Source organism: Arthrobacter sp. P1_B9 (assembly GCF_056406495.1).
Genome location: NZ_JBFUAA010000013.1, coordinates 35,661 through 60,394 on the forward strand (window position 1 = coordinate 35,661; position 24,734 = coordinate 60,394).

A 24,734-nucleotide genomic window follows, 5' to 3' on the forward strand; every position below is an offset into this window, starting at 1 on the left:
CGGCGACTAGTTGTGCCGTGCCCACAACTGCAGCCACACGAGCAGGCGCGTTTCGGCGTCGTCGAGGTCTATGCCGAAGAGCGGCTCCACCCGGGACAATCGGTACCGGACCGTGTTGACGTGCACATCCAGCGACTTGGCGGCGTCGATCGCGTTTCCGCCGCAGCTGAGGTAGGCGTAGATCGTCTCCTCGAAGGACTTCCTGTGCTGTTCGTCGTACGCCGCGATGCTCAGCGCGTGCGATCCGGGCAGTTGGCCGGCGGCCGTCAGCGCCGAGACGAACTGACGCAGCAGCAGGCGCGAGCCGAGGGAGTCGTCGTCGGCCACGATGTCATCAGAATCGGCGGCGATGCGCCCCTCCGCGACGTTGCGCACAAGTTCGGACAAGACCAGTTCCGCGTTGACCCTGGAGTCCTCCAGCCGGTCGATCGTCGCCGCGGCGCCGAGCGCGGCCAGGACCGGGCGTGCGAGCAGCCGCCGCGCATTCTGCACAATTTTCAGAAGCGCGGTGCGCTGGAAGTGGCGTGAGGTTTCGGTGGTTTGCGGCAGGACGATGTACACGATGTTGTCCGAGAGCCCGCAGACGGCCGAGGGCAGCCGGATGGCGCAGGCGGTCCGGATGGTGTCGAAGAGCCGCAGGCGGGACTGCAGCGTTTCGGCCGCGATGGCCTCGGACGGCCAGACGCCCAGGGCCGCAACCCGGATCGACGGCGCCGAGATCCCGAGCCTGATGGCGGCCAGTTCGGCGCGTTTCGGATCGAACAGCAGCGGCTGGACGAGATCGATCTGGCGGGTCAGGTTCGAGACGTAGGTGGTCCGTTTGTGCAGGATGTGGAGCGCGGCCACGTTGGCGGCTTCGCGCAGGATCCGGTTGGCGTCCTCGTTGTGGTGGTCCGCCAGTTCAAGGAGCCAGAGCGAGCCCAGAACGGAGTCGCCGGCCCGGATCGCTATGGCCGTGCGCCGGAGCGAGGGATCCTGCGTGGCCACATCCAGCGCATCGGTGGCAGCATGGACACGGCGGTAATCGTTGTCCGTTTCCACCGAATGCGGCACCTGCAGGCTCAGGATGGAGCTCCGGCGCGTCTCGTCAATGGGCTGGTCCGGGAGGGTGGAATACGCCAGGATCGTCTGCTCGGGATCGGCGATCGCGATGGCACCGCCAGCCTGGGCCGCCACCGTGTTGGCGAGGTCGAACAGGTCTCCGGGCCGGATGTCCACCAGGGTCCGGCCCGATTGCCGGTGCGGGACCACTGCCGCGTCCATGATCTCCGAAAGCTGGTTCCAGGGCACCGAGTCGGAGGCCCGGAACAGCGCCATCCCATTGTCCCGGGCGGCTGCCCGCAGGACTTCGTCCGAGGTGCCGTTGGATTTGTAGACGATCGCCACGTACCCGGCGTCGCTGAGTTCCCGCACCTTCGCGCCCAGACGCTTCCCGGAAAGGGACAAACCAATGGCCAGGGCAACGGCACCCGGGAACTTGGCGGGCCGCGCCGTCGAGTCGTAGAGAACCGAGCCGGCCACAGTCTGCCGGTCATCTGACGGCATTTCCACGAGGCTGAGAATTTCCGAGCCCGCCGAGCGGGCGACGTCGGCCAGGGTAGGCAGCGCGTGCGTCTTCACCTCCGGTGCCGTCACCGGGACACCCAGGAAGCTGTTTGGTATTCGCTACTAATGATTGGCCCCTCAATTTGTCGATAACTCCATGGTGATGCGGAGCTTCATTTCCTACGCTGAACCATAACGCAGCACAGTTCAACGGAAGGCCGTCATTGAAAATCAGCGAAGCCAGGCAACTCGTCCAGGTGAAGGCCCCCGTCCTGTCCCGCCAACGGCGTGTGCTGGCGGGCGCCTACAACGTCGAGGAATTCCGGAAAGCGGCGCGCAAGGTCCTGCCGGCCGGGATTTTCGATTATCTCGACGGGGGATCCGAAGATGAAGTGACGCTGCGCCGCAACCGGGCCGTCTTCGACGCCTGGGCCCTCATGCCCAGCTGGGGCCCGGTGTCCGGACCCGATACGACGACGACCCTGCTCGGAAAAGAAAGCGCGCTGCCGCTGACCTTGACCCCCACCGGGGCGACCCGGCTGTTCCATCCCGAGGGCGAACTGGCCGTCGCGGCCGCCGCGGACCGGGCCCGCATCCCCTATGGGCTGGCCGGGCTGAGCACCGTGCCCATGGAAACCATCGCAGAGCACCACCCGTCCCTTGACCGCTGGTTCAACTTTGGCCTCACCTCCGACGCCCAGGCGATGAAGAACAAACTGGCCCGCTGCAAGGCAGCCGGATTCAACACCCTGATTGTCGGCGTCGACACGCGGGCACTGGGCTCCAGGGAACGCGACCTCCACAACGGATTCACCGCCCCTCCCGCGCTCACGCTCTCAACCATCGCGGACATCGCCCGGCGCCCTTCCTGGTGGATCAACTTTTTGAAGTCGGACGGCATCAGCTTCCCGAACCTGGATCCGCAGAGCCCCGCCGCCTCCTCCGTGGTGACCCCGACCATGTGGCAGCACATCCTGGGCCACTCGGATGCCAGCAGCGGCTGGAAGGAACTTGAGGCCCTGCGGCAGGCCTGGCACGGCAAAATCGTGCTCAAGGGCTGCGTCAACCCGGCCGACGTCGCGAAGGCCTCCCGGATTGGCCTGGACGCCGTCCAGTTGAGTAATCATGGCGGCCGCCAGCTCGATCACATGCTGAGCCCCATGGACGTCCTCCAGGAATCGCGGCAACGGGTGGGCGATTCGATCGAGATCTACGTGGACTCGGGCATCCGACGGGGGAGCGACATCCTCAAGGCGCTGGCGCTGGGAGCCGATGCCTGTTCGATCGGCCGGGCCTACCTGTACGGATTGGTAGCGGCCGGCTCACCGGGCGTCGGACGCATCATCGACATCTTCGGGGATGAACTGCGGCGTACGATGACGTTAGTGGGCGTCTCCAGTATTTCCGAGTTGAAGGCCCGGGGCGGGGAAATTCTTCGGGATATTCGTCATTCCGGAGAACTTCTTGAGACAAGAGCGTCGGAAAACACAAATTCTTGAGTTTTGAATAAGCAGTCATGCAGTGCCCTCCCGCAGCGTTGCGGGAGCCTAGAGAATCCCTGAACAGCTAAGGAAGCCATGCGCACCCGATACCTTCTTCCAGTTCTGACCATAGCCACGGCGCTCTCGCTCTCGGGCTGTGTCAACAACAGCGAACCCGCCGCCACCGGCTCGGCATCCGGTACCGCTGACGCCATCGACGTGCAAAAGAATGACTCCATTGCTGCCTCGCTCCCGGAAAAAATGAAGAGCTCCGGCGTGCTCAACGTCGGCATGGCCAACAACTACCCGCCCAACGAGTTCAAGGACGATAACGGCGAACCGGCAGGCTGGTCCGTGGACCTCACCAATGCCCTGGGCAAGGTTATGGGGTTGAAGGTCAACTTCGACATCGGCACCTTCGATAACATTCTGCCGGCGGTGAAGGCAGGGAAGGACGACATGGGAATGTCGTCCTTCTCCGACACACTGGAACGCGAAAAGCAGGTCGATTTCGTGAACTACTACTCGGCCGGTATCCAGTGGGCGTCGCCCAAGGGCAAGAATGTGGACCCGAACAACGCCTGCGGGCTTAAGGTCGCCGTCCAGGCCACCACCTATGAGGACACGCATGAGGTGCCGGCCAAGTCGAAGGCGTGCACGGATGCAGGCAAGCCGGCGATCACCATCTTCAAGTACGACGCGCAGGACCAGGCAACCAACGCCCTCGTGGTGGGGCAGGTCGATGCGATGAGCGCCGATTCGCCCGTGACTCTGTATGCGATCTCCAAGACCAAGGACAAGCTGCAGACCGCCGGCGACGCCTTTGAGGTGGCGCCGTACGGGATGCCCGTGGCCAAGGGCAGCGAATTTACCCCGGTCCTGCAGAAGGCGTTGCAGGCACTGATCGACGACGGTACGTACAACAAGATCCTGTCCAAGTGGGGCGTCGAGTCCGGTGGCGTCAAGACAGCAACTCTCAACGTGGCAGCCAAAGGGTGATAGCAAATGAGCGAGCCGGAATCCGACAGGATGATTGAGTCGGAGCCTGACAGGAAGCTGCGGGCCCGGGGTGGGCAGGACACGGACAACTCGCCGGCGGAGGCGATCGTCGCGATCCCGCTGCGGCACCCGTGGCGGATCGTGATTGCCGTGGTTCTGCTGCTGGGGTTGGCGGTATTTGTCCTGGACGCCGCCCAGCGCTCGGACTATGGCTGGCCGGATGTCGGGAAGTACATTTTTGACCGCCGGATCAGCCAGGCCGCGTGGGTGACGTTGTGGCTGACCATCTACTCGATGATCGGCGCGATCGTCATCGGCCTGCTGCTGGCCATCATGCGGCTCTCACCAAACCCGGTGCTCAAGAGCATTGCCTGGCTGTACATCTGGATCTTCCGCGGAACCCCTGTCTACGTGCAGTTGGTGTTCTGGGGCATCGTGGCCCTGATCTACCCGGTGTTCACGCTGGGGATTCCGTTCACGACGCCGTGGGTCACCGTCCCGAACGAGATCTTCACGAACCTGTTCATTACCGCCGTGATCGGTCTGGCCTTGAACGAGGCCGCCTACATGTCTGAAATCGTGCGTGCCGGCCTGCTGTCCGTGGACGAGGGCCAGGCGGAGGCTTCAACGGCCCTGGCCATGTCCTGGGGCCAGACCATGCGGTATGTGGTGGTTCCGCAGGCCATGAAGATCATCATTCCGCCGACCGGCAACGAAGTGATTTCAATGCTCAAGACCACATCCCTGGTGGCCGCGATCCCGTTGAGCATCGACCTTTACGGAGTGTCCCGCGGCATTTCAGCCGTGACGTTCACCCCCGTCCCGCTGCTGATTGTTGCTTCGCTCTGGTACCTGCTCTTCACCTCCGTCCTCATGGTCGGGCAGCACTTCATCGAAAAGCGGTTCTCCCGCGGAACCGGACGGATCAAGACAGGCAAGGCACCCGCCGCGCCCGAACCGGCGCCGACGGCCGGACCTGGCGCGCCGGGTGCACCGCTCGGCACAGATTTTGGAGGTAAGGGATGACGGGCGTGCCAATGGTTCTTGCGGAGAAGGTTTCCAAGAATTTCGGATCCAACAGAGTCCTGCGTGGGATCAGCCTGGAGGTCGACCCCGGGGAAGTCCTCTGCATCGTGGGGCCCAGCGGTTCGGGCAAGTCGACGTTCCTGCGCTGTATCAACCACTTGGAAGTGGTTGACGGCGGCCGGCTGTCGGTCGACGGACAGCTGGTCGGCTACCGTCAAAAAGGCGAGAAGCTCTACGAACTCAAGCTCAAGGAAGCTGCTTTCCAGCGGCAGGAAATCGGAATGGTGTTCCAGCGGTTCAACCTGTTCCCGCACCTGACCGCGGTGGAGAACATCATTCTTGCGCCCATGCGGGTGAAGAAGATTTCCAAGGCCCCTGCCACGGCAAGGGCCATGGAGTTGCTGGAGCGCGTGGGGCTGGGGGACAAGGGCGATGCCTATCCGGCGCACCTTTCGGGCGGCCAGCAGCAGCGGGTGGCCATTGCCCGTGCCTTGGCCATGGACCCCAAGCTGATGCTCTTCGACGAACCGACCAGTGCCTTGGACCCGGAGTTGGTGGGAGAGGTCCTCGATGTCATGAAAGGACTGGCCAAGAGCGGCATGACCATGATTGTGGTGACCCACGAGATGGGGTTCGCCCGCGAGGTGGCCGACACCCTGGTCTTCATGGACGACGGCGTGGTGGTGGAGGCCGGGGCTCCCCGCCAGATCCTGAGCGATCCCCAGCACGACCGGACCAAGGCGTTCCTCTCCAAGGTGCTGTGACGCCGAGGGTTGACGGCGCGGCGGTGAGCCCATGCCTCTCCGGAGACGGTGGCATCGCCGCCGCGCCGGTGCAACACTGAATCCGTGGACAGCCCCGCGGACAGCAAGATCTGGGCGGACTACAACGCCGCCCAGGCAACCCGCGGGGTGCGCACGCTGTGCCTCGACGCCATGGCCTTCGCCGGCCCGGGGAACGGCCGCCGCGCCATCGATCTCGGCTGCGGCGCGGGCAAGGAAACACTGGAGCTGCTCGACGGCGGCTGGCGGGTCCTCGCCGTCGATTCACAGCCGGACACCCGGGACCAGCTGCTCGCAACTGTGCCCGCGGCGCTCGCCGAACAGCTGGACGTCGAGCTAAGCCCGTTCGAGGACCTTCCGCCGCTCCCGGAGGCGGGGCTCATCCTGGCCAGCTATTCGCTGCCCTTCGTCCACCCCCAAAACTTCGCCCGCCTTTGGCGGATGCTGCTGGGGGCGCTGCGCCCCTCCGGCGTCATTTCCGTGAATCTGTTCGGCGAACGGGACTCCTGGGCCGCCATTCCCGAATGGAACTTCCACACCGAAGCTGAGGCCAGAGGCTTGTTCGAGGGACTGGATATCCTCACGTTCGAGATCTACGATGCCGACGGCCAATCCTTCCGCGGTCCCAAGCACTGGCACATTTTCGACGTCATCGCCCGGAAACCCTGACGCCGGGCAAGACCCTTATCCGGCAGGACTTCCGCCCGACCTGATCGACCGAAGAGGTCTCCGAGAGGAGCAGTACGTTATGGGTGATGCCTTCAACGCCGTGGATGGTGTCCGAATTTCCTTTCAGGAGCAGGGCGCCGGCCCCACTATAGTTCTGGTGCACGGTTCAGGGCTCTCCCGTGCCATTTGGCGGGGACTGGGCTACACGAAGGCCTTGCAGGAGCGCTTTCACGTGGTGACTCTGGATCTGCGGGGACACGGCCGCAGCGACAAGCCGCAGCACGAAGACGCCTACAGCATGGACCTGCTCGTCGGGGATGTTGTGGCAGTCCTGGACGCCGCCGGCGCGCAGGCAGCCCATTACGTGGGGTATTCTGCCGGCTCGCGAGTCGGCTTCTCACTGCTGGCCAGCAGCCCCGAGCGTGTCAAGACATTTACGGCTGCGGGCGGCACGTACCGCTCCCCGGCCGGGCAAATCGAATCGATCTTCTTCCCTGGATATGACCAGGCCCTGGACCGGGGCGGCATGCCGGAATTTCTGCGCCAGTGGAGTATCGCCACGGGCCGTGACCTTGATCCGCAGACGGCCGCCGCGCTGCTGGCCAACGACCCCGCGGCCTTGCGCGCCTACTTCCGGCGGAGTGAGGACGAGCCCGGAATCCCGGAGGCCGTTCTTCGGACAATGGACACCCCCACCTTGCTGCTCGCCGGCACGGAAGACCCGCTTCGGTATGCGGACTCGGAACGGGCGGCCCAGCTCATGCCCAGGGCCCAATTTCAGGCACTGCCTGGCCGCAACCACGGGCAGACCTTGGTTCCCGCCGGCCCGGTCCTCAGCATGGTCACGTCATTCATCACCTCGGCGGTCAGCGCGGGGAACAACGGCTAGACATGGAGGGCTGGCGCCAGATCGACGACGACGGCGGCATGCGTCGTCCGGTTCGATTTCGGCCGGCGTCGTAGGACAGACTGTTGCCGTGAGCAACTCTCCCCGTGCAGGCCTGGCCGTCGCCGGACTCAGCCTCGGCACGTCGCTGAACCCGTTGAATTCGTCGATGATCGCTGTCGCCCTGGTGGTGCTGCGCGAGGACTTCGGGCTCGACGTCGCCACGGTCACCTGGGTGATCACGGCGTTCTACCTCACCTCCGCGGCCGGCCAGCCGCTGATGGGCCGGCTGGCGGACCGCTTCGGCCCGCGGCGGCTGTTCCTGCTGGGCATGGCCCTGGTGGCAGTGACCTGCGCGCTCGCGCCTTTTGCGCCCAACTTCGCGCTGCTCTGCGTAGCGCGGGCGTTCATGGCCCTCGGCACCGCGACGGCGTACCCGAGCGCCGTCGTCATGGTCGCCGCGCTGGCGCGGGAGGCGAACGTGAAGTCCACCCGGCCGCTGGGCCGGATCCAGATGGCCAACACGTCGGCGGCCGCCGTCGGGCCCGTGGTGGGCGGCCTGCTGGTGAGCCTGGTGGGCTGGCAGGCGTTGTTCCTGATCAACGTCCCGCTCTCGCTGCTGGCGATCCTTGTGGTCCGGCGCTTTGCCCCGGCCGACGGTGCCCGGGAACGCGGCCGGGTGTCGGAACTGGTGCGCGACTCTGACCTGCCCGGGATTGGGGCCTTCATCGGTGCCCTGGTGCTGGTGATGATGGCGATGCTGAATGTGCTGCCCGACTACCGGTGGTGGCTGCTGGGCGGCGGCCTGGTCCTTGCGGCGCTGTTCGCGTGGCGGGAGCTGCGGTTCAGCCCGCCCTTCCTGGACCTGCGGCTGCTGGGCCGCAACCGGCCGCTGCTGCTGGTCTACCTGGGCTTTGCACTGTTCAACGGCGTCTACTACTTCGCGTTCTTCGGTTTGCCGCAGCTGCTGCAGACCGCGGGCGGCTACAATCCCGGCGTCGTGGGCCTGCTGATGCTGCCGCTCGCCGCGATCTCCGTGGTCGGGACGCCGTTCGCGGTCCGCGCGATCGACCGGTTCGGCGTGCGGCGGGTGCTGATCGCCGGCGTCGTGCTGCTCCTCGTCGCGTCTGCGGCGATGTGGCTGCTGACGGCGTCCCTCGCAGCCCCGCTGGTGCTCGCGCTGACCGCTTTGCTGGGTGTGCCGTATTGCGTGGTCGCCATTTCCTCGAGCCAGGGCATGTATGTGTCCACCCGGCCGGAGGAGCGGGGGGTGGCCGCCGGGATCTTCCAGACCTGCCGCTACCTCGGCGCGATCACGGCGACCGTGCTGATCGGCATCTTCTATGGGAGCGGCGTGACGCAGGCGAACTGGGGACTAATGGTGTTCGTGATGCTGGGGCTGGGCGCGGTGGTGCTTGTCGTGTCGCTGCAGTGGCGGGAGCGGAGGGCCTGAGGTCCGGCGCTGCGCGAGCCAACGTCTACTCCCCGCCGGATGGGCCCTGACTGTCAATCCGATACTGCCGCAGGGAGTCGGACCGGGACGGGTGTCTGAGCTTCTCCATCGCGGTGACCTCGATCTGGCGGATGCTTTCTCGGGTCATGCCGTAGGTTTCCGCTACCGCGGCTAAGGTTTTCGCTCCGCCGCCCGTGATGCCGAAGCGCATCGCAATGACCTGGGCTTCCCGGACCTCGAGCGTGCTGAGTGCGGCATGTACCTGTGTATTCATCTGTTGATGGAAGAGCGCATCGGTTGCGTCGTGGTCGGAGGAAACCAACAGCTGTTCGGCGAGGGCTTCGGTCCCGCCCCGGCCGTCGGGCACCCACGAGTCCAAGGAACAGGCCGGCCGGTCCACGGAAAGCAGACACTCAACCTTTCCGGTTGGAATTCCGGTCAGTTGGCTGAGATCTTCCTTGTTGCAGACGGTCCCTGTCATGGCGGCCGTCCGTTGCGCTGACCGTATCTTCTGCAGCTGGTCGACGGCGTTGCCCGGCAGCCGGATCAGGCGTGCCTGTTCAGTCAGCGCCTTGAGGATGCCGCCGCGGATGCAGAATGTGGCGTGGGTGGAGAATCTGAAACCCTTGGTGAAGTCGAACTTGCAGACAGCCGTGTGGAGTCCCAGGTTTCCTTCCTGGATCAAGTCCTCAAAGTCGAGGCCCCGGTGGGTGTAGTGCTTGGCGATCGACACGACGAGCCGGAGGTTGGCGTGGAACAACGTGTCGGCGGCACGCTGGCCCAGAAGGATGATGGTCCGAAGGTCGGCTGTATCCTGGCCGGGCCGCGATGTGCCATCCGCCAAGAGCCGTTCCGCGAATAGCCCCGCCTCGATTTCTTGCGCCAGTTCCACTTCCTGCTCGGCGGTGAGCAAATCGTATTGGCCCAGGCGGCGCAGGTAGTCAGCGACGGCGTCATCGGTCAACCCGCCACCGGCTTGCGGATGTTGCGCCCGGCCAGCGTCATCCGAATCGAACGCTTCAGGGACCCAAGCACCTGCCGCGGGCAGGGACGGTGCCCTGCCGATTGCCTCGTGGATTGGGTCAGCCATGTCATCCCCTGCCGGACGGTTCATGCTCGTGAAGGCAGACTACGTGGACGGTGTGACAATATTCGGCGGGGCTGGGGGCGGACCTTGCAAAAAGGCGATAGACGAGGCATCTTGACACTCTCAAACGCCGGGAATATCTTCGGCCTTAGCGGGCCAGTTCGCCCGTTCCATCCGATTTTTCACAGTCTTCTCGGCACCCCGCGCGGCCCTTGCCCGGAATGGCTGGCGGCGTGGTTTTGCGGCCCGTCGAACAACGCGCTGGGGGATCCATTTCGGTCTCGCGCCTGCAAGGAGTCGGAAATGGCTGACGGGACTGGAATGATCAAGCGGTTTTACACAGAGGTGATTGAGGACGGAAACCTCGCCCTCATCGATGAACTGGTCAGTGATGATTTCGTCGATCACGACCCCCTTCCCGGACAATCGCCCGCCAAGGACGGAGTCGCATACTTCGTCAACACGATGAGGGCGGCATTCCCGGATCTCAAGGCCAAGATCACCGAACCGGCGCTGGTAGATGGAAATCTAGAGGCGCAATACGTGGTCCTGACCGGAACGCATCAGGGAGAACTGATGGGCGTCGCGCCCACCGGGCGCAGCGTCGAGTTCAGCGGCGTAGACATCATACGCGTCGACGGCGGCAAAGTCGTCGAGCACTGGGGAGCCACGGACACCATGACCCTCATGCAGCAAATCGGCGCCGTACCGGAGTAAGGCAGCACCTAACTAGGCCGCAGCAAGGGGCCCTTCCGCACGGAAGGGCCCCTTGCCGTCATGGTGTTGGCGTGTCGCCGCTGGGCCGGGATCGGTGGGCAGCCAGGCATCTTGACACCCTCGAAGACCCGGAAGCGGAGTCTAGGCACTCGTCGTCGACGGGTGCCTATTTACTGAACGAGAAATGTCACGTGAGGAAAAGCAGATGCGGATGAATGCCCTACGAGCAACGGGTAAGAAGGTCCACTCCTGAGGCCTTAAATTCGTTGAAGTCCTCGGAGAAGAGGGCTGTCAGTAGCACCTTCATCTCGGGATTCGCACTCTTGGCAATGTCCTTCACATCGTCGCGAGCCTCCGCCGTCTTGGCTATTGCGGCTTGGTTTGCGGCGTCAAAGCCAGTAACGCCATTAATGTATTGAATGAGGGGGCCATCTTCCTTTGGGCCAACCAGCAACGTGCAGGTAGCCTTCTCGGACACTGCCAATGTTGTGGGCGTGGGCGTGGGCGTGGGCGTGGGCGTGGGCGAGGAGCTAGCCGTGGGTGCGGCAGATGTCGGGGCCGAGGCCGCAAAATCTGATGCTGCTTGCTGGCTGCACCCGACCAATGCCAAAGCTGGCATAAAAATCAAAGCGGCTATGGATCTTCTCATTGTTTCCATCTTCTAAGTTGTGGTCTGAATCCATCATGGAAAACCTGGCGGCATGAACGTTTCGGCTCCAGCTCGTCGTAATTTCCCGTGCCGTGCGGACCGGAGACTCGGCTGGCGGCCGACGTGGCAGCGGGCTCATGAAATGAAGCGACGCCACCAGGTCATCCGACTGATGGTGCCCATGGCGTTCACGGTTACCGCTTGTGGCGGATGGGTATGCGGCGTCAGTTGCCGTGGCGGGACCGCTGGGCCGGCACCGAAAGATTCGGGCATAAAACTGGCTGGTACGGGCGCGCTTTAGCGTCCCGTACCAGCCCCGACTGAGGTTACTTGTTCCAGGTGTTCCCTGAGCAAGAAGCGTGGGCACCCGCGCCCTTGCCGGTGTTCTTGCCTGCGCTCTTGCCGTCGATCAGGATCTCGCAAGTGACGGCGCCAGCCTTGTCGCTGTAATCACCGGTCACCGTGAGGCTGGTGATATTGAATTCCTTGGAAGTGATCGATTTCTTCCAGTTAGCAGTAATGTCCTCGGTCGAGCTTCCACCTGCAGTCCAGTAAGAAATGCTGGCCGGCCCGGAGGTTGTGACGACATACTCCACGGTGTGCTCAGCGTTGATGCTGTCATCGACGGACTTGGCAGCCGCGCCGATGGCGGCGGTCATGACGCCGGCGACGATGAGGCTGACGACTCCAAGAATGAGCCCGGTGATCGCCAGGCCCTTCTTACGGTTCTTGAGGAACACGGCGATGAGGCCGAGAATGATGGCGACGGGGCCGAGGAAGAAAGCGATCATACCGACCAACGGAATGATGCTGAAGGCGGCGGCGACGATACCCACGACGAAAGATGCCAGGCCGAGGCCATTCTTTCGTTTGTCCTCGACAAGCTGCACGTGGTGAATCTGTGGCTGTTCCGGCGTTGCCGAAGGTGCCAAGTCATTTCTGATATCGGACATAGTTTTCCCCTATTTTTTCAGTGGTTTGAGACCCTGCCGGAACGCGGCTGCGCCAAGGCACTGAAGCAAGCGATCCGCCGCAATGCTGTGCGGTTTGCCGGCAAGATGCTGCTTGCTTGATCACATAGGCGATTCGCGGATTTCAGTTGCGTTCCGTGGTTCAAGCTGAAGCATATACGGTGGCGCAGACAAAGAACGTGTTGGCGTCATTCATGTCTGCACCCCGAGCGCCGTTCGTCAAGAATCGCTGCGAAATGACGCCAGGGAGCCAATTTTGCGCTGTCACGTTCGTCTTCCAGCAAATGAATCTTGGGAAACGAGAAGGTCTTACCCGCAGAATCCAGCCACTGCCGCGAGCTGAGGCCCAAAGTCACTAGGTGCTGTACGGGGCGGCGTATTACGTGAGCGTCATACCTTGGCTGTAAGTTCAGTCTGCGGTCTGGCGTTTGATCAGCAAACAACCTTGCGAATGCTGGACCCGAGAAATCATTTGCAACCACCAATGGGGAACTACATCATGACTGAAAACAACTCCGAAGCGGGGATTCCCGCTAAACCGGTGAATCCGCCATTGGTCAACGAGGGGCACGGAGGCGACACCATGGTCTCCGACCACCCTGCACGCGTCAAGAACGTCGCGTCCAAGTTCGGATGGCGGCCGCGCCCTAAGAAGCAGTCCGAAGCGTCGGGGCCCGACAGCGCGTCGCGACCGCGCACGGCGACTATGCCTGATGGAGCCACCAAAGGCCGAAGAAAGTTTCCCTGGTATTGGTTGGCCGGAGCCGCCGCGCTGCTCCTGGCAGTCGGTGTCGGAGTCGGGACGACGTTGCCGGATCCGAAAAGTAGCAAGGAGTTTCTGGCCGTCACGGCCGAAAAGCAGGGACTGCAGTCGGATATGACGAGCCTTCAAAGCAGGTACGACACGCTCGATGCTGACATCAAGGGGCGGGAGGCCAGTGTTCAGGCCCGCGAGGATGCGGTGACTGAGGCCGATGCCGCTGTGAAGACGGCCGATGCGGCGGTCAAGAAGCGCGAGGAAGCCGTGACGACGTCAGAAAAGACGCAGGCCGCGAACACAATCGAGGAGGGAACCTGGACCGTCGGTGTTGACATTCAGCCCGGGACCTACCGTGCAGTCGCAAACGTCACCTCGGGTTGCTACTGGGGGATCTACCGAACCGGCTCAAACGGGTCCGACATCATCGAAAACGACATCGTGAGCGGGGGCCGACCTTCGGTGACCCTCTCTGTCGGCCAAGACTTCAACACCTCACGGTGCGGCAACTGGATGAAGCAGTAATCCGCCGCCGGATATCACTTTGTGGAGCAGGCCGTGCTTCTACCCCTCGCTATTTTGAAGGAATATTCATGAATTACCAGAGATCACTACTAATCGCATGCGCGATAGGCGTAATCGCGCTTTCCGGATGTGCAGGAGGGGAGGGGTTCACGAGCACAGCCCCTACGTCTTCATCCACACCTACGAAGACAGTCCCGGCGAATGGTGAGCACCAGAGTTCTGTAGTTTCGTTGAAGAATGCATTTGTTGATGCGGGTGGAGACTGCTCAGGATTCGAGCAAACCAACAACGTGACACGAGCCGCGGAGTCTGGAACTTGTGGGACGGGGTCTGTCCTCTCTGTGTACTCTTCGGCGTCCGATAGGGATGCGGTTGTGGACGGCATGAAGCAGTTCGCGGATATGGTCGGCATGCACGTCCTCGTTGGCGAGAACTGGATCATCAATGACGAAAACGTGGCCCAGCAGCAGTCGAAATTGGGCGGAACGCTAGTTACCCGCACTGCCAAGAAGTAGCGTCAAGACGGCGGGGTTGTCGAGCATGTCTGAAGGGGTCGAGTCCGACTAGAGGCTTGGACCAACTCTTCGAATGCGCTGCTGCCCAAGCGCCGCGTTGGTCCGGCTCTGGGCAGTCCTGCTGCATGCGGCAGCAGGGCTGTCCCAGGCTGCTGGTGGATTTCCAAAGTGGCAAAGGTATCCGGTTAGGCAGAGGGCTTCTATGCGTGACTCAGGCACCTTGACACCCTCGAAGCACCGGAATATGTTCTGCCTTAACGAGGCGTTTCGCCCGTTCCTCACTCGAATTTTCACACTGTTGCTCGGCGCTCTACGCAGATCGCTGATGCCTGCCTGCGGAGCCAGACCTGCCTGCTGAGTCAAAACGGGGGGTCCCTCCGGGGTGGTCTGCGCATGCTGCCGGGGCACTGCGCTGGGGGGATCAAAATTCGGTCTCGCGCCCACAAGGAGTCGGAAATGTCTGAAGGTGTTGGATTGATTGAGCGGTTTTACAGGGACGTCATTGAGAGCGGAAACCTCGCCCTCGTTGATGAGTTGGCCGCGGACAGCTATGTGGATCACGAAGAGGCCCTGCCCGGGCAACCGCCGGGCAAGGACGGCGTCAAGTTCTTCGTGAACACGATGCGGTCGGCTTTCCCGGACATCAAGGTCAAAGAGATCGAGCCCAAGGTGATGGCTGGAAACCTGGAGGCATGCCATGTGATTCTCACGGGTACGCATCGCGGGGAACTGGCCGGCATCCCGGCAACGGGCAAGAGCGTCGAGTTCGATTGCACTGACATCATCCGTGTCGAGGACGGAAAAGTGGCCGAGCACTGGGGCACGACGGACAACCTGGGCCTCATGCAGCAGATTGGTGCCGTGGCCGTTGCCTGAACCAGGCGACAAACAACAGGGCCGGCGCGATCGCGGCCGGAACACGCAATATCAGCACGCAATAAAAAGGCTGTCCACGTTCCCCACAGGGAAACGCGGACAGCCGTTCGACGTCGACGGCGGTTCGATCAGAGGTGCTGTCAGCGCCCGGCGATGTGCCCGGCAATGTACTCGGCATCGCGTCCCACACCGGCCACGACCGCCGAGCTGTGCCCGGTGAGCCACGGCAGGCCCACGGCGTAGAGGCCCGGGTAGTCCGTGACGCCGCGGCTGTGGCGCGGGTAGTTCCATTCGTCCAGTACGGGGATGTCGAGGAAGCCGAAGTCGAGCCGGTATCCGGTGGCCCACAGGACGGACGTAACGCCCTCCGCTGCCAGGTTCAGCCGCGCCGGCTCTGAGGGAACCCAGTCGTCGGTCGGCCGGAGTTCAGCCTCCGGCGCTTCGATCCCAGCAGCGGCAATGTACGCATCGAGCATCGGTCGGAGGCGCTGGCTGAAGCCGGCCTCAATGGTGGCGAGGCGTTCGGCGAGGTCATCGCTGAAGACGAGGTCGCCGTCGTCGGCTGCGTCCAGGTGGCCGTGCAGCCGGATTCCGCGGCGGCCCAAATCCCGCAGGTGGATGTCATGGCCGCCGTCGGCGCCGGACAACAGCGGGTTGCAGGCAAACCGAGCCGCGGGTGAGGGCAGCCGCTCCACGGAAAGCCCGTTCAGCCCGTGCTCGGGACCGTGCAGTCCGAGCTGCATCATCCAGTAGAAGGTGTCCCTGCCGCGGTACCGGCGCGGCGCCTCCGGGCAGGTGGACACCGCCAGATGGACCTCGCGGCCAGCCGCCAGCAGCTCCTCGGCGATCTGGCCGCCCGACTGGCCGGTGCCCACAATTAGCACAGCGCCGTCCGGCAGTTGGCCCGGGTTGCGGTATTCGTCGGTGTGAAGTTGCACGATGTGCCCCGGCAGCCGTGCGGACAACGCGGGGATTTTCGCTTTCTGGAAGCCGCCGGTGGCCAGCACCACGTTGCGCGCGCGCCAGCTGCCCTGGGTTGTTTCCACGGCGAAGGCGTCGCTGTCCGCGGCGGCGATGCGCGTGACGTCCGTGCCGGTGCGGACCGGCGCGCCGATGGCCTCCGCGTAGTGCCGGAAATAGTCCACCACGGCATCGCGCGGCATAAAGGCGTCCGGGTCCGGACCGGAGAAGGGCATGCCCGGCAGCGACAGCGAGAAATTCGGGGTGTTCAGGTAGAACCCATCCCACCGGTCCTGCCAGGCACCGCCCAGGGTGGCGCGCCGTTCCAGTACCTGATGCGCGACGCCGGCCAGGTCGAGCCAGTAGCTCATGGCCAGACCCGCTTGGCCTCCGCCCACAACGAGCGTGTCCACTTCAGCGTCCATTTCCGCCCACCACCTCGATCAGTGCACATGCGCGAGGAGCGCGATCCCGGGAGAATCCTGGCCCGCGAAGGCCTCCATGCGAGGAGCTTACGCCGGGTCTGGGTCCAGGCGTAGGGGTTTAGACGACGGCGGGGCGGCCACTTCAGTGGCCGCCCCGTCTATCGAGGTGCTAGCTCGCAGCCGGGTAGGCCTTGGGGAGCTTCAGGCCGCGCTCTTCCAGAACGGTGCGCAGTCGGGTGGGGTAGTCGCTGATGATGCCGTCCACGCCGAGGTCCATCAGCCGTGTCATGTCCGCCGTGGTGTTGACGGTCCACGGGATGACCGGCAGGCCGAGCTCGTGGGCTTCCTTGATCATGCCCGGGGTGACGGAGCTGAAGGTGGGGGAGATGACGTCGTAGCCTTGGGCTGCCGCGGCTTTGGCGAGGGATCCGCCGTAGGTGTCGATGTCGATGCCGCCGAGGTTGGGGCTGGCGCCGGGCTTGCCGACCTCGAGCCAGGCGTCGCCGCTGGACAGGGCGACGAGCGGCAGCTGCGGGGAGATCTTCTTGGTCAGGTTCAGCGAGGACCAGTCGAATGACTGCACGGTGCTGCGCCCGGCCATGCCGGCGGTGTAGATCTCCGTGACCACGGCCTTGGTCAGGGCCACCATGCCCTCGCCGCCGGACTTCCCGTCCTCCACCTTGGTTTCGATGTTGAAGCGGACCTTCTTGGCGTCGGCGTCGCGGACCAGCTGGAAGACGTCCTTGAGCTCGGCGATCCGGTTGCCCTCGATCACGTCCTGCTCCGGGAACCCCTTCAACTGGGTGAATCCGCAGTCCAGGGTCTTGATCTGCGCGAGCGACAGGTCGGCGACCCGGTCACCGACGTAGGGGTACTGCGCATCGCCGGGAGTCGCCGGCGCGGTGTCGCGGCACTTGTCCGCCTGGATGGTGTCGTCATGCCAGACGATCACCTTGCCGTCGGTGGTCAGGTGGGTGTCCAGTTCCAGCGTGGTCACCCCGAGCTTCAGCGAGTTGGCGAACGCGGCCAGCGATTCCTCGGTCCATTCGCCGCGGCCGCCGCGGTGCGCCTGCAGGTCAAAGGAGCCGTTGCTCTCGTTGGTCTTGATTGCCGTTGTTGCCTCTGCGGCCTTTGTTGTGGCGGCGTTCGACGACGGCGAGCCGGCTTCGGGGTTTGAAGCGGCGACGGCGGGGCTCGCCAGCGAGGCGATGAGCGCGGCGGTGGCCACGGCAGTCAGGGGTGTGCGCATGGTGATGGTTCCTCCCGGGTGACGTTACCGGCGTCGTGCCGGCGACCCGACCACCGTAGGGAGGTGAGATGGACTGTTGTGTGCGGGGAGCTGGACCGGGAGTGAACACGAGGAAACCGGGCAGGGTGACGGGCCTGGAGACGCGAAAGACCGTTCGTGTTTCGGACGGATCATGACCCTGCAGGAACTCTGCAGCGGGTCAGGCTTCCTTAGGTGCCGCCACCCAGGACCGCCTGCAATTTCTCGAACGACTCGGTCCATCCGTTGCGGTGCAGTTCGAGGCGTTCGTCCGTCAGGAACGGTCCCTGCGAAAGCACCAGGCGCGTGCCTGTGCCGGTACTCCCGAGTGAGAGGTCGACGACGGTTTCCCGGTCGTCCGGCGCCGGTTCCTCCCAGCGGAAGGTGTACATCAGTCGCCAAGGGGGATCGATCTCCAGGAACTCGCCTGAGAGGTGGAACTGTTCGCCGTCCGGTGGGGTCATGCTGAATCGGTAGCGGCCGCCTTCGGCGAGGTTGACTTCGGCTGAAGGGATGATGAAGCCGTGCGGACCCCACCACTTCACCAGTTCGGCCGGTTCCGTCAGCATCCTGAAGACTTCATCCGGGGGAGCGGCGAGCGTGCACTCCAGGTTCAGGACCAGGCCGCCAGTTTCCTCATTCCCGGTTCCCGTATTAACGGACTCCGCATTCATCCTTCAACTCTGGCATCGTGCGGCCACTGGCGGAAGCGGACCGGCGGCCGCCGCCCGTCACGCCGCAGGCGCCAGCAGCCTGCGTTCCGTCACGCCCCCCTTGGACCGGCGCCTTGTCGCTCACTGTTCGAAGAGCGTCCCTTCAGCCCAATGCCAGTCACCCCTGTTTCCGCAAGACCAAATCGGTCCATAATGGCCACATAACTTCGGGGACCCCTCACGCTGGTGATGGGTGGCGCGGCGTTGAAGAGTCCCAGGTGGCTGCCCCCGGCTCGGCGCAGGGGCGGTCACGGGCTCCGGACAGGTACTCCGGGGACCGAAACCGGGGGGAGCATCGCCATCGCTGCGGTCATCAACGCACTGAAGGGAATCATCATGCTCAAGGATTCAAACATCATCGCTGTCCTCCCCGCGAGGGACATCAACAGGGCGAAGGAGTACTACCGGGACAAGCTGGGAATCGAACCCTCCGAGTCCATGGAGGAGGGCAGCGTCATGTACAGCTGCGGCCAAGGAACCCGCTTCCTTGTCTACCAGACAGACAATGCCGGGACCGCGAAGAACACCCAGATTGGGTGGGAAACGGACAATCTCGAAGGTGAGATGGAAGAACTGCGGGGCCGCGGCGTCGTCTTTGAAGACTACGATTTTCCCGGCCTGAAGACGGAGAACGGCATTGCCACCGCATCCTGGGGGAAGGCAGCCTGGTTCCTGGACAGCGAGGGGAACATCTTCAACATCTCGCAGCGCGCGTAGGCCGGAGTCTGGCACCGATCAACGACGCAAAGCGTCGCTGCCGCCGGCTACGAAGCCGGAGAGAAACCGGCTCCCGCCACCAAAGCGGGAGCCGGTTTTAGCGCCGGGCTGGCCGGCCTCGAGCCAGACGTCGCCGCTGGACAGGGTAAAGAGCGCGGTCAGAACGCCAGGGTACGCAGTAGCGGCTATCCGCATGCTAGTTCGTGTGCGGTTCCCCCGGCCGCCGGTGCCGGTGGTGCAGCTCGTAGCTGTCGAACACATCGGACGATGTGGCTCCCGAATGGCCGAATTTGCCTCGAAGTACGTCCGCGAGTCCCTCCAGCGCCGCGTGGAGCATCCGTCCAGCGAACTGCAGTTCAGGGCTCTCGCTGCGCTGGGCCTGGGATGCCAGCTCCTGGGCGTAGGCCACCGTGGCGGGCAGGGAGCCGCGCTGCTCAATTTCACGGAAGTAGTAGGTTTCGTGGAACGCAAGCAGGTCAATGCTCACCGTAGCCACGTTTCCGGCAATTGCCTCCAACAGTCCGGTAGCGTGACTGGGATCCATGGCCAATACACCTGCCGGACCTGCGGCCTCCCGGAACAGGGTCAGCTGGTGGGCAAGGGCCCGGCGGCGGTTCAGGGCCGGGAACGTCTGCAGGATCCACGTGACCGTTGCTGTCAGCAAGCCGAATCCGGCGACGGCCTGGAGGGCTACCACCAGCCGGAGCAGCGGTTGCGCTGCCACGATATCGCCAAACCCCACGGTGGAAAGAGTGACCAGGGAGATGTAGAGGGCTTCGGCAAAGTCGGCCCGCACTGGAACCCCGGCTCCATAAATAAAACCGTCCGTCAGATGTGGCAGGTATAGCAGAGCCCAGCCGACGGCCGCCAAGCCTGCCCAGGCACCAATGACAGCGGCCATCGCCAAGGGCGCTGCGATGAAGGAGCCCCGGCCCCGCAGTTTTCTCGATACAAGCCAGAATCCGCGCATGATCGCCCGGCCCAGAGGACCGGAACCGTGCGGATAAAGCAGCGTACGAAAGACGTCAACGAGCATCAGCAGAACCAGCCCGGCCCCCAAAACCGTCCAGAGCGTGTCCTCGAAGTCCATGCCTCATCTTAGAGGCGACACTTATTGAGGAGCAGCCACACGGTCCGGGCAACGGGCCCGCAGGATAGCCCCCGACGGGCGTTCCCCAGCTGCTCGCAGACCTCCCCGAGGCAGATGGCGAGCACTTTGGGTGCCTGGCGTGCGACCATCAAAGTGCCGCAGCCCGTGGGTGTGCCGGCTGTATCGGTTCGCTCGGGCAGAGTGGGCCGGAAACGACGTCAAGGGGGAGCGTTGTGAGTAGGGGATCTCGGCCGAATGAAAGTTCGCTGCCGCGCTGGGCCAGAACCGCCGTCGTCGTCTATTTGTCGGTGGTGGTTGCCGTTGTTGTCGCCGCGCTGCTAACCACAGGCTTCGAACTCGCCTCGGGTGCCAGGTTCAAGGAAGGCCTGCTGCTCGTCATGGTGGTTCTGACACTGCCCGTTTCGGTTGGCTATTTCATCATCGGCACTTTCGGCGCCGGGGGTGAATTGGGCCTGACTACTGTCCTCTACTATTTGGGATACGTCCTCCTCGCGGTGGTCAACGCGGGTGTCTTCCGAAGGATTGTCCTCAGCACCCGGAAGCGCGCACCGGTGCCGGCCGCCGGCATGCCCGCCGCCTCGCCCCATTACCCGGGCGTGAAACTGCGCGGGGTGACCCCGGATGCCAGAAAGCTCTGGTGGACCGTGCCGCTGGCAGTCTTGCTGAGTCTTCCGCAGTGGATGGTGGCGAGTCTTGCCTGGTGCGGGATTAGCGGCTGCAGCGGCGGAGGTTTCGGCGTGGCCACCGGCACCGAATGGGTCGCGGTGATCCTGAGCGTCGTCAACGGGGTCATCATGGCAGTGGCCGTGTTCGCAGTGCGCTGGCTGTATCCCACCAGGAAGCGTGCCCTCATTGCATTGGCGGCCGGGACGCTGTTCGGCCTGGTGGGCGCTGCTGTCACCCACGGGTAGTGGCCGGGGTCAGCGTCACGGCGAGCACGTCCCACAACCGTGCCTCCGGGTCGGACGGAGGATCCTTAAGTCTGTTCCTCCTGCTCCAGTGATCCGGCACCATCTGCGGAGGCAAGCCACGAAAGGATTAACCTTCCGTAGGGCGCTGACTCTTGGTACTGGCTATGATCCTGCGGCCTAAACTTCTTGATACAACCTGGGTAGGGATCCCAGTCTGATATGCGATGGTCGATATCGTTCTCGGAGTCTTGGAACACGTGGAATCCCAGATAGTCCGTGCGCCGATAGAAGTTCTGCCAATGTTGTCCGCTCCGCAACAGGCTCGCAAGGGACCCCTCGGGCGGAGTAAATCCACCCACGGGCGGCTGCGGCGGTGCGTCTGGGACCGCACTGCGGAAGTCCGGCCGAGTGGTTACTTGATGACCAAGCACTGCGGGGCCGAGCAGGTCCGGAAAGAATCTGCCGAACCATGCCCGCAGTTGCGAGCCGTAGGACACGAACCTGATTCGTGGGAGCTGTGCGTCGGGCAGTTGAAGCATCACGGCAGCCAGGATGGCTGACCCGAGGCTGTGTCCCGAGAGGATGATGTAGTCGTATTTCGCTGCGGCCTGCATATCCGTCTCCTTGCACGGCGTACTTGACCCATCCGCATTCCCCGAGCAGGTCACCCCCGTTAGGCCGCCACTGATTCTGTCCAACAATTCAGGTACAACACGCTCTCCGTAGCATGGAGGGCTGAATGGGTGCGCAGCGCGAGGCCAGAACGTGGCCAGATCCCAAATCACGCCCACGGCCCGCAGCAAGTCCTCATGGAAGATGCCCACCGCTATGAGGACAAGGAGGGTGAGCCCGGAGAGGGCGGCCAAGATGACGCCCCATTGAACGAGTGCGGAGAAGAACGGTTCCTGTCCGCTAAGCATGCCCAGGGTAGCCAGCAATCCCATACCCAATGGCACGAGTACGAGGGCACCCAGGAGCGCCTCTGCACGGTGAATGACGGCAGCAAAGTACCTGGAACGGGTCGCTCTGCCGAGCAGCGCGGTCTCGTCTGCCCAAGGCTCCGTCTGTTGATCCTCTTGGGCCAGGTCCCTTATGTCTTGGGCACCATCACGGTGGAATCTGAGGAGCAGAATCACGGCGACAGCAACGGCTATCACCAGCCCCGGCAGGAACAGCATGGCGAACCAAAGAAAAGGGCTGGGTACCACCAGGGTGTTGCTGACGTCGGCAGAAGTTTCATGGGGCGTGGACGGGTTCAAAAGAGCGGGATTTAGGCGTCCGTCCAGAATTGCGGCCGACAATAAGGTAACCACTGATGAATACATGACGCCGAGGAAAACAGCGAAGGAGAGGAGATACGCCGGGGCCAGCCCAAACCACGCCCAACTGAGGGTCACGCCCTTGCGGGATCTGTATTGGACCAGAGCGCCGACGAGAATCACGACCACCAGGAGGCAGGCAACGGCCAGGAAATTTTCCCTGCTGATCGCTGGATCAACGATCTGCAAAGTCATGAAGGCGGCGAGAATTATGCCTGTGACCCATGCGAACCAAACCGCCGAAAGGACAGCGGCGAGTAAGTACACGACGGTAAAAAGGCAGGCCGTGATGAGGAGTTGAAAGTCGGAACTCAGCGGCAGTTGCCCGCTCTGATCCAAAGTTTCATGGCCATTCAAGAGCCAGCCGATGTTGGCTGCAAAAGCTGCGGCCGCCATCACCAGCAGCACCCACGTCCCAAATCGCCGTGTGCGCTGAAGTTTCACAGAAGGACCATGCTCTATCTGGTCCTGGACGCCGAGGGCTATCCACAGAAAGACTGCCAGCAGCACAATGCCGGCGAACGTCAGCGGGAGGGGCAGCGCCCACGAACCGCCTGATTCAACGGCATGGACGGGCGCCGCGCTGGAGATGGCGAGCACGCAGAGCCCACACGCCACGTGAAGTCTCAGGAGAGAGTTCGTCCTGTCCTTGCCTTCCCAGAAGGCAGGCCGGCGCAGGATCTGATGATCGTGGACGTGTCCGTCCTGGGACATGTGACGGGGTGTTCGTGCTTCTGTTTTACGGATCGACTGCCGGCTAAGCGCCACCAGGACGCCCAGCCCTGCAAGGGGAATTACCGACGCAACGGCAATCCGCTCGACAGCGTGGGGGCTGTTGAAGACGGGCGTAAGGAAGCTGATGCTGGCGCACCAGGATGTGCCATGACGAAAACACTGCCACGCAACAAGATCGACTGCGATGCTGCAGAAAGTTGCCAGCAGGAGGCAAGTAAGCAGAAGGCCCGCCCACCGGATAAGGACCGCGGCCACATCCTGCCGGCGCCCCGCCGTGGACAGTCCGGGCCGGGACCACATGGCCACGTTGACAAAGGCGAACGGGGCCAGCAAGAGCCACAAACTTCTCCCGACGCTCTCGAACCCCCGGGCCCCGGAGGTTAGCCTGCCCCAGAAATAAGCCTCCACATGCAACCGCCGCCTGCCGTCCAGGTTCGGATCGGCCCCCGTCCCGGCGCCGCTTACTCCTTGACGTGCCCTGCTGGAGCAGTAGAAGCCTGTCTTTTTATCAACGGTGTCCGTCCCAACTCCGGGAGGAGCAGGTTCGCAGGGCCGCTCGGCGCCCTGGGGCACTCCCAGACTTTCCCAGGGACGGGTTCCCCGGACGCCATGAACTCGCACTTCCAAGAAATGAAGCGGGTCACTGGCCATGGGATCGCCTCAGGCTCTGCTGGCTGAGTAGGGCCACTCTTGCAGTGGCTGCCGATGCCGCGTGCCTTTGCCCGGAAGCGTGGCTGGGATCAGCAACATTCGCGTTTCGCGCCGACCTGACCGGGCGGCTGGGGCTAGCAGATGTGGAAGACATTCCAGGCCCCCTCCGAGACCTTCCGACGTCGATCGGCAAGACGATTTCTTCGTCCAGCGGCCGCCCCTCACGGTACCGACTAGTTAGCTCCGGATTGCGAAGCGTGTCAACAGTGCTTGTGGCGACCCAGTCGCCAGGGGCGGGCCCGTCTGGGGCCGGAAGAGGCGTCCGCGCCTTAGCCTTTGTCCCGCCGGTGTTATGTCGGTTCCGTCCTGTGGTGGGTGTGGACGCCAATAAGCTGCACGGCATTGATCGGATCGTGATCCTGAGTAGCATTGCAGGCACTTCCAAGCTGAGGAGCGTCATGGACAGGTTCGACGAAACGACCGCGCCGGCCACCCTCGTACAGGGCAGGGCGTACAAACTTGCAGCCGACGAGGGGACCGCCCTGTGGTTCACGAATGCATTGGTCCTGGTCAAGGCAGGCGGCCCGGAGACGAAGCAGCGGCTGACCATTACGGAGATTCTGCATCCGGCTGGCTACGCGCCACCGATGCACCGGCATCTGGTTGAGGATGAATCCTTCTACGTTATTTCGGGCACGGCTCTGTTCGAGAGCGACGGGGAGCGCTTCACCGTGCAAAAGGGAGATTTCGTCTTTCTTCCCCAAGGTTCCACCCATACATTTCTTGCCGGACCGGAAGAGCCCTTCCGCAGCCTCGTGATCACCGCGCCGGCCGGCTTTGAAACCTTCGCCGCCGAGGTAGGAGCGCCGGCAGCCCGCAGGGAACTGCCGGAACCTGAACCCATCGACGGCCCGGCACTAACCGCGATCGCTGCACGCCACAACATCGAGATCGTCGGGCCGCCGCTCACCACCTGACAATTGCGAG

25 protein-coding genes are annotated in these 24,734 nt (G+C 63.5%); 16 read left to right on the top strand and 9 right to left on the bottom strand.

Annotation, left to right across the window (positions count from 1 at the left end; genetic code table 11):
- Positions 1–6: 6 nt before the first annotated feature.
- The gene (locus tag AC1D1A_RS16580) at positions 7–1,635 is read right to left on the bottom strand and encodes a PucR family transcriptional regulator (RefSeq protein ID WP_476948208.1); all 1,629 of its coding nucleotides are present in this window, start codon (positions 1,633–1,635) and stop codon (positions 7–9) included.
- A 134-nt stretch (positions 1,636–1,769) separates the two neighbouring features.
- On the opposite strand from AC1D1A_RS16580, the gene AC1D1A_RS16585 reads away from it, so the two are divergent.
- From AC1D1A_RS16585 to AC1D1A_RS16615, 7 genes are all read left to right on the top strand, one after another.
- Positions 1,770–3,044 carry an alpha-hydroxy acid oxidase gene (locus tag AC1D1A_RS16585; protein ID WP_476932132.1) on the top strand — a complete coding sequence of 425 codons (1,275 nt, stop codon included), beginning with the start codon at positions 1,770–1,772 and terminating at the stop codon, positions 3,042–3,044.
- A gap of 78 nt (positions 3,045–3,122) precedes the next feature.
- Positions 3,123–4,025, top strand: coding sequence for an ABC transporter substrate-binding protein (locus tag AC1D1A_RS16590; RefSeq protein WP_028277463.1), 903 nt, complete (start codon positions 3,123–3,125; stop codon positions 4,023–4,025).
- A 6-nt stretch (positions 4,026–4,031) separates the two neighbouring features.
- Positions 4,032–5,051 carry an amino acid ABC transporter permease gene (locus tag AC1D1A_RS16595; RefSeq protein ID WP_476857462.1) on the top strand — a complete coding sequence of 340 codons (1,020 nt, stop codon included), beginning with the start codon at positions 4,032–4,034 and terminating at the stop codon, positions 5,049–5,051.
- The gene (locus AC1D1A_RS16600; RefSeq protein ID WP_476948209.1) at positions 5,048–5,815 is read left to right on the top strand and encodes an amino acid ABC transporter ATP-binding protein; all 768 of its coding nucleotides are present in this window, start codon (positions 5,048–5,050) and stop codon (positions 5,813–5,815) included. The genes AC1D1A_RS16595 and AC1D1A_RS16600 overlap by 4 nt, the downstream gene beginning before the upstream one ends.
- Before the next feature lie 84 nt (positions 5,816–5,899).
- Positions 5,900–6,502 carry a class I SAM-dependent methyltransferase gene (locus AC1D1A_RS16605; protein WP_476948210.1) on the top strand — a complete coding sequence of 201 codons (603 nt, stop codon included), beginning with the start codon at positions 5,900–5,902 and terminating at the stop codon, positions 6,500–6,502.
- Positions 6,503–6,581: 79 nt separating this feature from the next.
- Positions 6,582–7,391 (top strand): alpha/beta fold hydrolase, encoded by an 810-nt coding sequence (locus AC1D1A_RS16610; protein ID WP_476932129.1) that lies wholly within the window; start codon positions 6,582–6,584, stop codon positions 7,389–7,391.
- 88 nt (positions 7,392–7,479) lie between these two features.
- Complete coding sequence (locus AC1D1A_RS16615) at positions 7,480–8,841, top strand: MFS transporter (protein WP_476948211.1); 1,362 nt, start codon at positions 7,480–7,482, stop codon at positions 8,839–8,841.
- A 25-nt stretch (positions 8,842–8,866) separates the two neighbouring features.
- On the opposite strand, the gene AC1D1A_RS16620 is transcribed toward AC1D1A_RS16615, so the two are convergent.
- Complete coding sequence (locus tag AC1D1A_RS16620) at positions 8,867–9,931, bottom strand: sigma-70 family RNA polymerase sigma factor (protein ID WP_476948212.1); 1,065 nt, start codon at positions 9,929–9,931, stop codon at positions 8,867–8,869.
- A 300-nt stretch (positions 9,932–10,231) separates the two neighbouring features.
- Here AC1D1A_RS16620 and AC1D1A_RS16625 point away from each other — a divergent pair, with 300 nt between their 5' ends.
- A complete protein-coding gene (locus AC1D1A_RS16625) occupies positions 10,232–10,645 on the top strand; it encodes an ester cyclase (RefSeq protein WP_476948213.1) in 414 nt (137 codons plus the stop codon).
- Between the two features lie 220 nt (positions 10,646–10,865).
- On the opposite strand, the gene AC1D1A_RS16630 is transcribed toward AC1D1A_RS16625, so the two are convergent.
- On the bottom strand, positions 10,866–11,123 hold the full coding sequence (locus tag AC1D1A_RS16630) for a hypothetical protein (protein ID WP_476948214.1): 258 nt from the start codon (positions 11,121–11,123) through the stop codon (positions 10,866–10,868).
- A gap of 58 nt (positions 11,124–11,181) precedes the next feature.
- Between AC1D1A_RS16630 and AC1D1A_RS16635 the strand changes: the two genes are divergently transcribed.
- Positions 11,182–11,310 (top strand): hypothetical protein, encoded by a 129-nt coding sequence (locus tag AC1D1A_RS16635; RefSeq protein WP_476948215.1) that lies wholly within the window; start codon positions 11,182–11,184, stop codon positions 11,308–11,310.
- A 310-nt stretch (positions 11,311–11,620) separates the two neighbouring features.
- On the opposite strand, the gene AC1D1A_RS16640 is transcribed toward AC1D1A_RS16635, so the two are convergent.
- The gene (locus AC1D1A_RS16640) at positions 11,621–12,184 is read right to left on the bottom strand and encodes a hypothetical protein (RefSeq protein ID WP_476948216.1); all 564 of its coding nucleotides are present in this window, start codon (positions 12,182–12,184) and stop codon (positions 11,621–11,623) included.
- 3 nt (positions 12,185–12,187) lie between these two features.
- Here AC1D1A_RS16640 and AC1D1A_RS16645 point away from each other — a divergent pair, with 3 nt between their 5' ends.
- From AC1D1A_RS16645 to AC1D1A_RS16660, 4 genes are all read left to right on the top strand, one after another.
- Positions 12,188–12,367 (top strand): hypothetical protein, encoded by a 180-nt coding sequence (locus tag AC1D1A_RS16645; protein WP_476948217.1) that lies wholly within the window; start codon positions 12,188–12,190, stop codon positions 12,365–12,367.
- A 397-nt stretch (positions 12,368–12,764) separates the two neighbouring features.
- A complete protein-coding gene (locus AC1D1A_RS16650) occupies positions 12,765–13,547 on the top strand; it encodes a hypothetical protein (protein WP_476948218.1) in 783 nt (260 codons plus the stop codon).
- A gap of 374 nt (positions 13,548–13,921) precedes the next feature.
- Positions 13,922–14,062 (top strand): hypothetical protein, encoded by a 141-nt coding sequence (locus AC1D1A_RS16655; RefSeq protein ID WP_476948219.1) that lies wholly within the window; start codon positions 13,922–13,924, stop codon positions 14,060–14,062.
- 456 nt (positions 14,063–14,518) lie between these two features.
- Positions 14,519–14,938 (top strand): ester cyclase, encoded by a 420-nt coding sequence (locus AC1D1A_RS16660; protein WP_476851622.1) that lies wholly within the window; start codon positions 14,519–14,521, stop codon positions 14,936–14,938.
- Between the two features lie 140 nt (positions 14,939–15,078).
- On the opposite strand, the gene AC1D1A_RS16665 is transcribed toward AC1D1A_RS16660, so the two are convergent.
- The 3 genes from AC1D1A_RS16665 to AC1D1A_RS16675 all read right to left on the bottom strand — a co-directional run bounded on the left by AC1D1A_RS16665 (position 15,079) and on the right by AC1D1A_RS16675 (position 18,264).
- Positions 15,079–16,323, bottom strand: coding sequence for a flavin-containing monooxygenase (locus AC1D1A_RS16665; RefSeq protein WP_476948220.1), 1,245 nt, complete (start codon positions 16,321–16,323; stop codon positions 15,079–15,081).
- Between the two features lie 169 nt (positions 16,324–16,492).
- Positions 16,493–17,572, bottom strand: coding sequence for a glycerophosphodiester phosphodiesterase family protein (locus AC1D1A_RS16670; protein WP_476948221.1), 1,080 nt, complete (start codon positions 17,570–17,572; stop codon positions 16,493–16,495).
- Between the two features lie 209 nt (positions 17,573–17,781).
- Positions 17,782–18,264 (bottom strand): SRPBCC family protein, encoded by a 483-nt coding sequence (locus tag AC1D1A_RS16675; protein WP_476948222.1) that lies wholly within the window; start codon positions 18,262–18,264, stop codon positions 17,782–17,784.
- Positions 18,265–18,639: 375 nt separating this feature from the next.
- Here AC1D1A_RS16675 and AC1D1A_RS16680 point away from each other — a divergent pair, with 375 nt between their 5' ends.
- Positions 18,640–19,020, top strand: a complete 381-nt coding sequence (locus AC1D1A_RS16680) for a VOC family protein (protein ID WP_476948223.1) — start codon at positions 18,640–18,642, stop codon at positions 19,018–19,020.
- Positions 19,021–19,216: 196 nt separating this feature from the next.
- Here AC1D1A_RS16680 and AC1D1A_RS16685 read toward each other — a convergent pair whose 3' ends face one another.
- On the bottom strand, positions 19,217–20,110 hold the full coding sequence (locus tag AC1D1A_RS16685) for a potassium channel family protein (RefSeq protein ID WP_476948224.1): 894 nt from the start codon (positions 20,108–20,110) through the stop codon (positions 19,217–19,219).
- 233 nt (positions 20,111–20,343) lie between these two features.
- Here AC1D1A_RS16685 and AC1D1A_RS16690 point away from each other — a divergent pair, with 233 nt between their 5' ends.
- The gene (locus tag AC1D1A_RS16690) at positions 20,344–21,042 is read left to right on the top strand and encodes a hypothetical protein (protein WP_476948225.1); all 699 of its coding nucleotides are present in this window, start codon (positions 20,344–20,346) and stop codon (positions 21,040–21,042) included.
- Positions 21,043–21,107: 65 nt separating this feature from the next.
- Here the strand turns inward: AC1D1A_RS16690 and AC1D1A_RS16695 are convergent, their stop codons facing one another.
- Positions 21,108–23,429 (bottom strand): hypothetical protein, encoded by a 2,322-nt coding sequence (locus tag AC1D1A_RS16695; RefSeq protein ID WP_476948226.1) that lies wholly within the window; start codon positions 23,427–23,429, stop codon positions 21,108–21,110.
- 695 nt (positions 23,430–24,124) lie between these two features.
- On the opposite strand from AC1D1A_RS16695, the gene AC1D1A_RS16700 reads away from it, so the two are divergent.
- Positions 24,125–24,724, top strand: coding sequence for a cupin domain-containing protein (locus AC1D1A_RS16700; RefSeq protein ID WP_476948227.1), 600 nt, complete (start codon positions 24,125–24,127; stop codon positions 24,722–24,724).
- Positions 24,725–24,734: the final 10 nt, after the last annotated feature.

What these genes read in the sequence shown, in the direction of transcription:
- AC1D1A_RS16620 (WP_476948212.1), bottom strand. Translation starts at nt 9,931, where the DNA reads ATGGCTGACCCAATCCACGAGGCAATCGGCAGGGCACCGTCCCTGCCC.
- AC1D1A_RS16680 (WP_476948223.1), top strand. Translation starts at nt 18,640, where the DNA reads ATGCTCAAGGATTCAAACATCATCGCTGTCCTCCCCGCGAGGGACATC.
- AC1D1A_RS16625 (WP_476948213.1), top strand. Translation starts at nt 10,232, where the DNA reads ATGGCTGACGGGACTGGAATGATCAAGCGGTTTTACACAGAGGTGATT.
- AC1D1A_RS16650 (WP_476948218.1), top strand. Translation starts at nt 12,765, where the DNA reads ATGACTGAAAACAACTCCGAAGCGGGGATTCCCGCTAAACCGGTGAAT.
- AC1D1A_RS16610 (WP_476932129.1), top strand. Translation starts at nt 6,582, where the DNA reads ATGGGTGATGCCTTCAACGCCGTGGATGGTGTCCGAATTTCCTTTCAG.
- AC1D1A_RS16665 (WP_476948220.1), bottom strand. Translation starts at nt 16,323, where the DNA reads ATGGACGCTGAAGTGGACACGCTCGTTGTGGGCGGAGGCCAAGCGGGT.
- AC1D1A_RS16600 (WP_476948209.1), top strand. Translation starts at nt 5,048, where the DNA reads ATGACGGGCGTGCCAATGGTTCTTGCGGAGAAGGTTTCCAAGAATTTC.
- AC1D1A_RS16590 (WP_028277463.1), top strand. Translation starts at nt 3,123, where the DNA reads ATGCGCACCCGATACCTTCTTCCAGTTCTGACCATAGCCACGGCGCTC.
- AC1D1A_RS16685 (WP_476948224.1), bottom strand. Translation starts at nt 20,110, where the DNA reads ATGGACTTCGAGGACACGCTCTGGACGGTTTTGGGGGCCGGGCTGGTT.
- AC1D1A_RS16675 (WP_476948222.1), bottom strand. Translation starts at nt 18,264, where the DNA reads ATGAATGCGGAGTCCGTTAATACGGGAACCGGGAATGAGGAAACTGGC.
- AC1D1A_RS16595 (WP_476857462.1), top strand. Translation starts at nt 4,032, where the DNA reads ATGAGCGAGCCGGAATCCGACAGGATGATTGAGTCGGAGCCTGACAGG.
- AC1D1A_RS16670 (WP_476948221.1), bottom strand. Translation starts at nt 17,572, where the DNA reads ATGCGCACACCCCTGACTGCCGTGGCCACCGCCGCGCTCATCGCCTCG.
- AC1D1A_RS16660 (WP_476851622.1), top strand. Translation starts at nt 14,519, where the DNA reads ATGTCTGAAGGTGTTGGATTGATTGAGCGGTTTTACAGGGACGTCATT.